This is a genomic window from Brevundimonas sp. GW460-12-10-14-LB2, assembly GCF_001636925.1.
Taxonomy (GTDB): domain Bacteria; phylum Pseudomonadota; class Alphaproteobacteria; order Caulobacterales; family Caulobacteraceae; genus Brevundimonas; species Brevundimonas vesicularis.
Map to the genome: position 1 here is coordinate 829,234 of NZ_CP015511.1, position 9,395 is coordinate 838,628.

The following is a 9,395-nucleotide window of genomic DNA, read 5'->3' on the forward strand; positions in this document are numbered from 1 at the left end:
GGAAGGGAAGAGCACAATGGCTAAGAAAAGCGCCGTAAACCGCAATGAAGCCGTCAAGGCCCTGGTTGCGAAGTATGCCGCGAAGCGGGCCGCCCTCAAGGCGACCGCCAACGACGAAAACCTGCCGCTGGAGGAGCGCTTCGACGCGCGCCTGAAGCTGGCCGAACTGCCGCGCAACTCTGCGCCGAGCCGCATTCGCAACCGCTGCGAAGTGACGGGTCGTCCGCGGGCGTTCTACCGCAAGCTCAAGATGAGCCGGATTGCGCTGCGTGAACTGGGCAACCTGGGCCAGATTCCCGGCCTGACGAAGTCCAGCTGGTAAGGGGAGCGAACAGACATGATGATCAACGATCCCCTGAGCGACATGATCGCTCGCATCAAGAACGCGGCGACCCGCAAGCGTTCCAAGGTGCTGACCCCGGCTTCCCGTCTGCGCCAGCGCGTCCTCGACGTGCTGCAGGACGAAGGCTACATCCGCGGCTACAACCTGGTTCAGAACCCGGGTGAGTTTCCGCAGTTCGAGATCGAGCTCAAGTACTTCGACGGTCAGCCCGTCATCGCCGAGATCGCGCGCGTGTCCAAGCCGGGCCGCCGCGTCTATTCGGCGATCGGCGATCTGAAGCCCGTCAAGAACGGCCTCGGCATCTCGATCCTCTCGACTTCGAAGGGCGTCATGTCCGACGCTTCCGCCCGCGACGCTAACGTCGGCGGCGAAGTCCTCTGCAGGGTCTACTGATATGTCCCGTATTGGCAAGAAAACCATCGCCGTGCCGAAGGGCGTGACTGTCACGCTCGACGGCCAGAACGTCACCGTCAAGGGACCCAAGGGCGAGAGCGCCTGGACCGTCGCCGACGAGATCGAAGTCAAGCAGGAAGGCGACGAACTGTCGCTGACGCCGCGTTCGGACACGCCTCGCGCTCGCGCGATGTGGGGTCTGTCGCGCACCCTGGTCGACAACATGGTCGTCGGCGTCACCACGGGCTTCGAAAAGTCGCTGGAGCTGGTCGGCGTGGGTTACCGCGCCGCGATGAAGGGCGACGCCCTTTCGCTGCAACTCGGCTTCTCGCACGAAGTCGATATCGCTCCGCCGGCCGGCGTCAGCTTCGCTGTGCCGAAGCAGACCGAGATCAAGATCTCGGGCGCTGACAAGCAAGCCGTCGGTCAGATCGCCTCGGTCATCCGCAAGCTGCGTCCGCCGGAGCCCTACAAGGGCAAGGGCGTCCGTTACGCGGGCGAGAAGGTCCGTCGCAAGGAAGGCAAGAAGAAGTAAGTCATGGCTCTTTCTCTTCGACAACAAGCCAAGCGTCGCTCGGAGCGCACGCGTCGCCGCCTGAAGGCTGTCGCCAACGGTCGTCTGCGTCTGTCGGTCTACCGTTCGGACAAGAACATCTCGGCCCAGATCATCGACGACGCCCAGGGCGTGACCGTCGTGGCTGCCTCGTCGCTGGAAGGCGGCAAGGGCAAGCGCGGTTCGGACACGGCTGCTGCCGCCGCGATCGGCAAGCTGATCGCCGAACGCGCCATCGAGAAGGGCGTCAAGGACGTCGTCTTCGACCGTGGCGAGTACATCTATCATGGACGGGTGAAGGCGCTGGCGGAAGCCGCGCGTGAAGCCGGCCTGAACTTCTAAGGGACGCGACAGATGGCGCAACAACCCCAACGCGGCGGCGGCGGCAACGATCGCAACCGTCGTGACAACCGCAACGGTCCCGCTGCTGATGGTCCGGATTCCGACATCGTCGAGAAGCTGGTGCACATCAACCGCGTCGCCGCCACCGTCAAAGGCGGCCGTCGCTTCAGCTTCGCAGCCCTGATGGTCGTCGGCGACGGCAAGGGTCGCGTCGGCTTCGGTCACGGCAAGGCGCGCGAAGTGCCGGAAGCCATCCGCAAGGCGACTGAAGAAGCCAAGAAGACGATGATCCGCGTTCCGCTGCGCGAGAACCGCACCCTGCACCACGACGGCAACGGCCGTTGGGGCGCCGGCAAGATCATGATGCGCGCCGCCCCTCCCGGGACCGGCGTCATCGCGGGCGGTCCGATGCGCGCCGTGCTCGAAACCCTCGGCGTCCAGGACGTCGTGGGCAAGTCGACCGGTTCGTCGAACCCCTACAACATGATCCGCGCGACGTTCGAAGCGCTGAAGGTCCAGTCCTCGCCCCGTCAAGTCGCGTCCAAGCGCGGCAAGAAGGTCGCGGATCTGATGGGCCGCCGCAACGACGGCGCCTCGGCGCCCGAAGCCGTGGAGTCCTAAGTCATGGCTGAGAAGAAAACCCTCACCGTCAAGCAGACCGGTTCGCCGATCCGCCGCAAGAACAACCAGCGCGCCACCCTGGTCGGCCTCGGTCTGAACCGCCTGGGTCGTGAATCGACCCTGGAAGACACGCCTTCGGTTCGCGGGATGATCGCTAAGGTCGCCCACCTGACCGAGATCGTCGAAAAGTAAGCCGTTTCGCCCTCTCCCGCACCCGGGGGAGGGCGTTTCTGCACTTGCGAATACCCAGAGGGTCGCCTATCAGCGGCCCTTCATTTTTTCCAAGCCGAGTCCGGATGATGTCCGGGCGCTAGCACCCGAAAGGATCAGGCACATGAAACTGAACGAAATCCGCGACAACGAAGGCGCCCACAAGAAGCGCATGCGCGTCGGGCGTGGCCCCGGTTCGGGCAAGGGCAAGACCGCTGGCCGTGGCGTCAAGGGTCAGAAGTCGCGTTCGGGCGTCGCCATCGGCGGCTTCGAAGGCGGCCAAATGCCGCTGTACATGCGTATGCCCAAGCGCGGCTTCAACAACGCCAATGCTCTGAAGCTGGCTGAAGTGAACCTGTGGCGCCTGCAAGACGCCGTCGACGCCGGCAAGCTGGACGCCAAGTCCGAACTGAAGGGCGACGCCCTGGTCGCCGCCGGCGTGATCCGTCGCGTCAAGGACGGCGTGCGTCTGCTGGGCACCGGCGAGCTGAAGCAAGCGCTGAACCTGGTCGTCTGGTCTGCCACCGCCGGCGCCAAGAAGGCCATCGAGGCCGCTGGCGGCTCGGTCGTCGAGCAACGCATCGAAGCCGAAGCCAAGGCCGCCGCGCGCGTCGAGAAGCGCAACGCCGCCAAGGGCAAGGCTCCGGCTCCCAAGGCGCCGCGCGGCGACGAGAACAAGATCTCGGCCCGTACCAAGCGCACCGCCGCCAAAGCCTAAGTCACGCGTCGTCGCGGCGATTAGGTCGTGACCTGATTACATCTGCGACGACGAAAGAACGGAAGCGGCCCTCGCATGAGGGCCGCTTTCCGCCTATCTGACGACTCAATCAGTCGTGGGGACGCATAATGGCTTCGGCCGCAGAACAACTCGCCGCCAATATGAATATGGGCTCGTTCGCGAAAGCGACCGAGCTGCATAAACGCCTGCTGTTCACGCTGGGCGCGCTTCTGGTCTATCGTATCGGAACCTATGTGCCGATCCCGGGCATCAACTCGCAGGCCTTCCTGCAGTTCTTCCAGAACCCGGACGGTCAGCGCGGCATCTTGGACATGTTCAACATGTTCTCGGGCGGCGCGGTCGAGCGTATGGCCATCTTCGCGCTGAACGTGATGCCCTACATCTCGGCCTCGATCATCGTGCAGCTGATGGGCACAGTGTATCCGCCCTGGGAGAAGCTGAAGAAGGAAGGCGGCGAAAGCGGCCGCAAGCAGCTGAACCAGTACACCCGCTATCTAACGGTGTTCCTGGCGCTGGCGCAGTCCTTCGGTATCGCGGCGGGCCTGAACAGCACGGCCGGCCTGGTCGACAACCCCGGCATCTTCTTCATCATTTCGACGGTCGTGACCCTGACCGGCGGCACCATGTTCCTGATGTGGCTGGGTGAGCAGGTGACGGCGCGCGGCGTCGGCAACGGGATCTCGCTGATCATCTTCGCCGGTATCGTGGCGGTCCTGCCGTCCACCATCGCCCGCCTGCTGGGCCTGGCCCAGCAAGGCCAGATGTCGGCCTTCGCCCTGCTGTTCATCGCCATCCTGGCCGTGGCCACCGTGGTCTTCATCGTCTTCATGGAACGCGCTCAGCGCCGTCTTTTGATCCAGTATCCGAAGCGCCAGGAAGGCAACCGCATGGCCGGCGGCGAGCGTTCGTTCCTGCCGCTGAAGGTCAACACCGCCGGCGTGATCCCGCCGATCTTCGCCTCGTCGCTGCTGATGCTGCCGACGACGGTGGCGACAATGACGGCCAACGCCGACCTGCCCAGCTGGATGAGCTGGCTGCCGCTGGTGACGGCGCAGCTGACGCACGGCCAGCCGCTGTTCATGGCGCTGTATGCAGCCCTGATCGTCTTCTTCTGCTTCTTCTACACCTCGATCACCTTCAATCCCGAAGACACGGCCGAAAACCTGCGTAAATACGGCGGCTTCCTGCCGGGCATCCGTCCGGGCAAGCGCACGGCGGAATATCTGGACTATGTCCTGACCCGCCTGACCGTGATCGGCGCCGCCTACATCACCGCGGTCTGCCTGCTGCCGGAGTTCATCGTCAGCCAGTTCGGCAACAGCCTGTACTTTGGCGGAACGTCTATCTTGATCGTCGTCTCGGTCACCATGGACACTGTGGCCCAGATCCAGTCCCAACTGCTGGCGCACCAGTACGAAGGCCTGATCAAGAAGGCCAAGCTGCGTGGTCGTGGCGGTCGCGGCGCTCCCACGCCCGTTCGCCGCTAAGTCTTAGGTTGTCAGACGCCCAGGGGAGGGCTGAAGCATGAACTTGATCCTGTTCGGACCGCCAGCGGCGGGCAAGGGCACCCAGGCCAAGCGGCTGGTGGAAGAGAAGGGCATGGTCCAGCTCTCCACCGGCGACATGCTGCGCGCGGCCATCGCCTCGGGCTCGGAGCTGGGGCTCAAGGTCAAGGACGTGCTGGCGCGCGGCGATCTGGTCACCGACGAGATCGTCATCGCCCTGATCGAAGATCGCCTGACGGAGGCCGAGGCCGCCGGCGGCGCCATCTTTGACGGCTTCCCCCGCACCGTGGCCCAGGCCGAGGCGCTGGACGAGATGCTGGCCAAGCGCGGTGTTCAGATCGACGCCGTCGTCCGCCTGAAGGTTGACGACGCCGCCCTGACCGAACGGATCGCCAAGCGCTTCGCCGAACAGGGCCGTCCAGACGACAATCCCGAATCCTTCAAGGTCCGGCTCGAGGCCTACAATCGCAACACCGCGCCTCTGCTTCCCTACTACGAAGCCCAGGGCAAGTTGACAGAGGCCGACGGCATGGGCTCGATCGAGTCCGTCGCCAAGGCGATCGACGAGGCCCTGGCCTGATTTGCGTTTTCGGGCGTTGATCGCCTGATGACTGAGTTGGACGATCCTAAACCCCAAAAGACCCGCCTGCGTCGCTGGCGCATGGCGGGCATATTCGTCGGCGTCGCCGTCGCGGAAATCGGCTTGTTCCTGTGGCTGGGACAGGTGAGGGGCCCGGCGCCGACGCCCGTGGTTGAGCCACCGCCGTTCGAGGTCGTTCTCTACGACCCGCCGCCGCCGATTTCCGCCGAACCCCCGGCGCCCGAGACGGGCGGCGGCGCCCCCGCTGCGCCATCCGTCATTCACACGCCGCCGCCTCCGCCCAAGGAACGCCCCCGCGAAGTTCCCGCCCCGCCTGTCAAGGTGCCGGAGCCTGCGCCCGTCGTCGGGATCGCACCGTCGCCGGCGCCGCAACCCGGCTTCGGCCAGGGCGGGCAGGGGACAGGCAGCGGATCCGGCGTCGGCTCTGGATCCGGCCCCGGCAGCGGCTCGACCGGACCGCGTCTGGTCACAGGCCCCACCATCGGCCAGATTCGCGCCAACCATCCGCCGGGCGCCCGCAGCCGGTACGGCCGGGTCGAACTGTCCTGCGTCATTCGCCTGGACAGCCGGCTGGACGGTTGCCGCGTCGTTCAAGAGACGCCCCCCGGCCTGGGCTTCGGCGTGGCCGGCCTGCAAGTGTCGGGCTATTTCCGCTTTCAGCCCCCGACCGAAGACGGTCGCCCCGTCGACGGGCAGCGGGTCACGGTCGGTATCGATTTCGGCCGCCCGCCGAACAGAGGTTGACGGCTGCAACTGTGGATTTCATGTTGGTGACCTGGAGGGAAGGTCATGGTCGTCACACCGTCTGTGTTCCAAGCTCGACGCACCCGGTGGATGGCGATCGTCCTGGTTACGGCAGTGCACATTGCCGCTTTTTGGTTGTTTGCGCGGACGAGGACTGAAGTCAGCATCCCGGTCTCGCCTCCAATCTTCAACGTCGTTCTCTTGCCGCGTGTCGATCTCGGCAGCCAGCCAGATGTTGGCAAGACAGGCGGCGCTGCGACAGCGCCGTCTCGCACGCACAAGCCGCCAGTCCCGCACAAAGTTGAGCAAGAGCTTGAACAGGCTCGTATCCAAGCCGACGAGCAACCTCATGTGATCGGTTTGGCTAACATTGAAAGCGAGCAGCCGGGGCTGGGGCAGGGCGGAAGCGGTGATGGCAGGGGCGCAGGTGTGGGTGATGGTGACGGCGGCGGAGGCCGCACCGCTCCAATCTTGATCCAAGGCCCCGCCAACGCTGCGATATCGGAGGCTGTATCGCGAGCATCGCTTTACGAATCAACCGGGGCTCATGTGGTGCTACGCTGCCAGCTAAGGCTGACGGAGAGATTAGAGCGGTGCCGCGTGGTGGGGGAGCACCCCCGTCCATCCGGCTATCGACGTGAGGCGTTAGCGCGGGCGCGCGAGTTCCGGATCAAGCCTCCCACGAGCAGCGGGCGCGCCTTGGATCGACAAGCAATGACGATCGCCTTGGCTTTCCCCGCGCCGCCAAAGGACGCCGACAAGCCCTCTGGTTGACGCCCGGTGAATCATCTGTATAAGGGCGCCTTCCCGCGAAGGGCGCCACGCTCCTGGTTTGTTAACCGGAGCGTTTGTTGCGTCTGACTAACGCGTATCTGGAGAATTTCGTGGCCCGTATTGCTGGCGTCAACATCCCGACCAACAAGCGCGTAGAGATCGCGCTTCAGTATATCCATGGCATCGGCCCGGCCGCCGCCAAGGACATCACCGAAAAGGTGGGCATCGAGCCCGCCCGCCGGGTGAACCAGCTGACGGACGCCGAAGTCCTGTCGATCCGCGAAACGATCGACAAGGATCACACTGTCGAGGGCGACCTTCGTCGCGAGACGTCGATGAACATCAAGCGTCTGATGGACCTGGCCTGCTATCGCGGCCTGCGTCACCGCAAGGGCCTGCCGGTCCGCGGCCAGCGCACCCACACGAACGCCCGCACCCGCAAGGGTCCCGCCAAGCCGATCGCCGGCAAGAAGAAGTAAGATAGACACATGGCCAAGGAACCGGGTCGCGTAAAAAAGCGCGAGCGCAAGAACATCACCTCGGGCGTCGCCCACGTGAATGCTTCGTTCAACAACACCATGATCACGATCACCGATGCCCAGGGCAACGCGATCTCGTGGTCTTCGGCGGGTCACATGGGCTTCAAGGGTTCGCGTAAGTCGACCCCTTACGCCGCTCAGATGGCTGCGGAAGACGCTGGCAAGAAGGCCCAGGAACACGGCGTGAAGACGCTGGAAGTGAACGTTTCGGGTCCGGGCTCTGGCCGTGAATCGGCCCTGCGCGCGCTGCAGTCTGTCGGTCTGACGATCACGACCATCCGCGACGTCACTCCGATGCCGCACAACGGTTGCCGTCCGCCCAAGCGTCGTCGCGTCTAAGCGACACCGCCTAAAGCACCCCCATCTCCGTCCGCTCCATCATGGCCTCGTCGACAAGGCCGGAGCAGGCGAAACCCGTTCGAGGGACAAAATGATCGAAAGAAACTGGCAAGAGCTGATCCGTCCCGAGAAGCCCCAGATCGAGACCGGTTCCGATGCCCAGCGCAAGGCGCGCCTGGTGGCCGAACCCCTCGAGCGTGGCTTCGGCGTGACGCTCGGCAACGCGCTCCGTCGCGTTCTGCTGTCCTCGCTGCAAGGCGCGGCCGTCACGGCCATCCAGATCGACGGCGTCGTTCATGAATTCTCGTCGCTGGAAGGCGTGCGGGAAGACGTGGTCGACATCGTCCTGAACATCAAGCAACTGGCGCTGCGCATGCACGCCGAAGGCCCCAAGCGCATGACCCTGCGCGCCACGGGCCCCGGTCCGGTGACGGCCGGCCAGATCGACGTGCCGGCGGACATCGAGGTTCTGAACCCCGACCACGTCATCTGCACGCTGGACGACGGCGCATCGGTGCGCATGGAACTGACCGTCCAGAACGGCAAGGGCTATGTCGCCGCCGAGCTAAACCGTCCGGAAGATGCGCCGATCGGCCTGATCGCCGTCGACGCCCTGTATTCACCGGTCAAGAAGGTGGCTTACCGCGTTGAGCCGACCCGTCAGGGGCAGTCGCTGGACTACGACAAGCTGTTGCTGGAAGTCGAAACCAACGGTGCGGTCACGCCGGTTGACGCCGTGGCCTATGCCGCGCGCATCCTGCAGGACCAGCTCCAGATCTTCATCACCTTCGAAGAGCCCAAGAAGGCTGTCGAGCAGTCGGACGGCAAGCCCGACCTGCCCTTCAACCCGGCGCTGCTGAAGAAGGTGGATGAGCTGGAACTGTCGGTTCGTTCGGCCAACTGCCTGAAGAACGACAACATCGTCTACATCGGCGACCTGATCCAGAAGACCGAGGGCGAAATGCTTCGCACCCCGAACTTCGGCCGCAAGTCGTTGAACGAGATCAAGGAAGTTCTCACGACGATGGGCCTCAGCCTCGGCATGGACGTGCCGAACTGGCCGCCCGAAAACATCGAAGATCTGGCCAAGAAGTTCGACGACCAGATCTAAGTTCAACCCTCCGCCCGTCTCCTTCGGGAGAATGTCGGGGCGGTTAGAAGATTACGGTTCCAGGTCCGCTTGAGGATACCGGTTCCGGAGTAGGAGAGACCCAGATGCGCCACGGCGCCGCCCATCGTAAACTCGGTCGCACGAGCAGCCACCGCACCGCCATGTTCGCCAACATGGCCGCCTCGCTGATCAAGCACGAGCAGATCACCACGACCCTGCCCAAGGCGAAGGAACTGCGTCCCTTCGTCGAGAAGCTGGTCACCCTCGCCAAGAAAGGCGACCTGCACGCGCGTCGTCAGGCCATCAGCCAGGTTCGCGACGTGCCGCAAGTCGGCAAGTTGTTCGAAACGCTTGGCCCGCGCTACAGCGAGCGTAACGGCGGCTATATCCGCATCATGAAGGCTGGCTTCCGCCACGGCGACAACGCCCCGATGGCCGTCATCGAGTTCGTCGACCGCGACGTCGAAGCCAAGGGCAAGGACTCCGGTCCGGTCCTGGCCTTCGAAGGCAACGACGAAGACTAAGATTTGGTCGTTTGACCAAACGCCGGAAGGGCGGTCGGAGCGATCCGACCGCCCTTT

The 9,395-nt window shown here is 64.4% G+C and carries 14 protein-coding genes; all 14 read left to right on the plus strand.

The features are described 5' to 3' along the window. Nucleotides 1–16 precede the first annotated feature (16 nt). The 14 genes from rpsN to rplQ all read left to right on the plus strand — a co-directional run bounded on the left by rpsN (nucleotide 17) and on the right by rplQ (nucleotide 9,338). Nucleotides 17–322 carry a 30S ribosomal protein S14 gene (gene rpsN / locus A4249_RS03975; RefSeq protein WP_055753393.1) on the plus strand — a complete coding sequence of 102 codons (306 nt, stop codon included), beginning with the start codon at nucleotides 17–19 and terminating at the stop codon, nucleotides 320–322. A 15-nt stretch (nucleotides 323–337) separates the two neighbouring features. Then, on the plus strand, nucleotides 338–736 hold the full coding sequence (gene rpsH / locus A4249_RS03980) for a 30S ribosomal protein S8 (RefSeq protein WP_008262310.1): 399 nt from the start codon (nucleotides 338–340) through the stop codon (nucleotides 734–736). 1 nt (nucleotide 737) lies between these two features. After that, on the plus strand, nucleotides 738–1,271 hold the full coding sequence (gene rplF / locus A4249_RS03985; protein WP_055753394.1) for a 50S ribosomal protein L6: 534 nt from the start codon (nucleotides 738–740) through the stop codon (nucleotides 1,269–1,271). A gap of 3 nt (nucleotides 1,272–1,274) precedes the next feature. Next, on the plus strand, nucleotides 1,275–1,631 hold the full coding sequence (rplR, locus tag A4249_RS03990) for a 50S ribosomal protein L18 (RefSeq protein WP_008259637.1): 357 nt from the start codon (nucleotides 1,275–1,277) through the stop codon (nucleotides 1,629–1,631). Between the two features lie 12 nt (nucleotides 1,632–1,643). Continuing rightward, on the plus strand, nucleotides 1,644–2,252 hold the full coding sequence (gene rpsE, locus A4249_RS03995; protein WP_055753395.1) for a 30S ribosomal protein S5: 609 nt from the start codon (nucleotides 1,644–1,646) through the stop codon (nucleotides 2,250–2,252). 3 nt (nucleotides 2,253–2,255) lie between these two features. Beyond that, nucleotides 2,256–2,444: a 50S ribosomal protein L30 gene (gene rpmD / locus A4249_RS04000; protein ID WP_066551216.1), complete on the plus strand. Its 189-nt coding sequence runs from the start codon at nucleotides 2,256–2,258 to the stop codon at nucleotides 2,442–2,444. Between the two features lie 142 nt (nucleotides 2,445–2,586). Then, entirely contained in the window at nucleotides 2,587–3,180 is a 594-nt protein-coding gene (rplO, locus tag A4249_RS04005; RefSeq protein ID WP_055804617.1) for a 50S ribosomal protein L15, read from the plus strand. A gap of 128 nt (nucleotides 3,181–3,308) precedes the next feature. Next, the gene (secY, locus tag A4249_RS04010; protein WP_017506043.1) at nucleotides 3,309–4,688 is read left to right on the plus strand and encodes a preprotein translocase subunit SecY; all 1,380 of its coding nucleotides are present in this window, start codon (nucleotides 3,309–3,311) and stop codon (nucleotides 4,686–4,688) included. A 37-nt stretch (nucleotides 4,689–4,725) separates the two neighbouring features. Continuing rightward, complete coding sequence (locus tag A4249_RS04015; protein ID WP_017506042.1) at nucleotides 4,726–5,286, plus strand: adenylate kinase; 561 nt, start codon at nucleotides 4,726–4,728, stop codon at nucleotides 5,284–5,286. Nucleotides 5,287–5,313: 27 nt separating this feature from the next. Continuing rightward, the gene (locus tag A4249_RS04020) at nucleotides 5,314–6,051 is read left to right on the plus strand and encodes an energy transducer TonB (RefSeq protein ID WP_066551218.1); all 738 of its coding nucleotides are present in this window, start codon (nucleotides 5,314–5,316) and stop codon (nucleotides 6,049–6,051) included. A gap of 884 nt (nucleotides 6,052–6,935) precedes the next feature. Continuing rightward, a complete protein-coding gene (gene rpsM, locus A4249_RS04025) occupies nucleotides 6,936–7,304 on the plus strand; it encodes a 30S ribosomal protein S13 (RefSeq protein ID WP_026108555.1) in 369 nt (122 codons plus the stop codon). Between the two features lie 9 nt (nucleotides 7,305–7,313). Beyond that, nucleotides 7,314–7,703: a 30S ribosomal protein S11 gene (rpsK, locus tag A4249_RS04030; RefSeq protein ID WP_013268944.1), complete on the plus strand. Its 390-nt coding sequence runs from the start codon at nucleotides 7,314–7,316 to the stop codon at nucleotides 7,701–7,703. A gap of 91 nt (nucleotides 7,704–7,794) precedes the next feature. Then, the gene (locus A4249_RS04035; protein ID WP_039248576.1) at nucleotides 7,795–8,814 is read left to right on the plus strand and encodes a DNA-directed RNA polymerase subunit alpha; all 1,020 of its coding nucleotides are present in this window, start codon (nucleotides 7,795–7,797) and stop codon (nucleotides 8,812–8,814) included. Between the two features lie 104 nt (nucleotides 8,815–8,918). Continuing rightward, the gene (gene rplQ / locus A4249_RS04040; protein ID WP_055804627.1) at nucleotides 8,919–9,338 is read left to right on the plus strand and encodes a 50S ribosomal protein L17; all 420 of its coding nucleotides are present in this window, start codon (nucleotides 8,919–8,921) and stop codon (nucleotides 9,336–9,338) included. Nucleotides 9,339–9,395 lie beyond the last annotated feature (57 nt).

What these genes read in the sequence shown, in the direction of transcription:
- secY (WP_017506043.1), top strand. Translation starts at nt 3,309, where the DNA reads ATGGCTTCGGCCGCAGAACAACTCGCCGCCAATATGAATATGGGCTCG.
- rplQ (WP_055804627.1), top strand. Translation starts at nt 8,919, where the DNA reads ATGCGCCACGGCGCCGCCCATCGTAAACTCGGTCGCACGAGCAGCCAC.
- A4249_RS04015 (WP_017506042.1), top strand. Translation starts at nt 4,726, where the DNA reads ATGAACTTGATCCTGTTCGGACCGCCAGCGGCGGGCAAGGGCACCCAG.
- A4249_RS04020 (WP_066551218.1), top strand. Translation starts at nt 5,314, where the DNA reads ATGACTGAGTTGGACGATCCTAAACCCCAAAAGACCCGCCTGCGTCGC.
- rpsN (WP_055753393.1), top strand. Translation starts at nt 17, where the DNA reads ATGGCTAAGAAAAGCGCCGTAAACCGCAATGAAGCCGTCAAGGCCCTG.
- rpsK (WP_013268944.1), top strand. Translation starts at nt 7,314, where the DNA reads ATGGCCAAGGAACCGGGTCGCGTAAAAAAGCGCGAGCGCAAGAACATC.
- rpsH (WP_008262310.1), top strand. Translation starts at nt 338, where the DNA reads ATGATGATCAACGATCCCCTGAGCGACATGATCGCTCGCATCAAGAAC.
- A4249_RS04035 (WP_039248576.1), top strand. Translation starts at nt 7,795, where the DNA reads ATGATCGAAAGAAACTGGCAAGAGCTGATCCGTCCCGAGAAGCCCCAG.
- rpsE (WP_055753395.1), top strand. Translation starts at nt 1,644, where the DNA reads ATGGCGCAACAACCCCAACGCGGCGGCGGCGGCAACGATCGCAACCGT.
- rpmD (WP_066551216.1), top strand. Translation starts at nt 2,256, where the DNA reads ATGGCTGAGAAGAAAACCCTCACCGTCAAGCAGACCGGTTCGCCGATC.
- rplO (WP_055804617.1), top strand. Translation starts at nt 2,587, where the DNA reads ATGAAACTGAACGAAATCCGCGACAACGAAGGCGCCCACAAGAAGCGC.
- rplR (WP_008259637.1), top strand. Translation starts at nt 1,275, where the DNA reads ATGGCTCTTTCTCTTCGACAACAAGCCAAGCGTCGCTCGGAGCGCACG.
- rplF (WP_055753394.1), top strand. Translation starts at nt 738, where the DNA reads ATGTCCCGTATTGGCAAGAAAACCATCGCCGTGCCGAAGGGCGTGACT.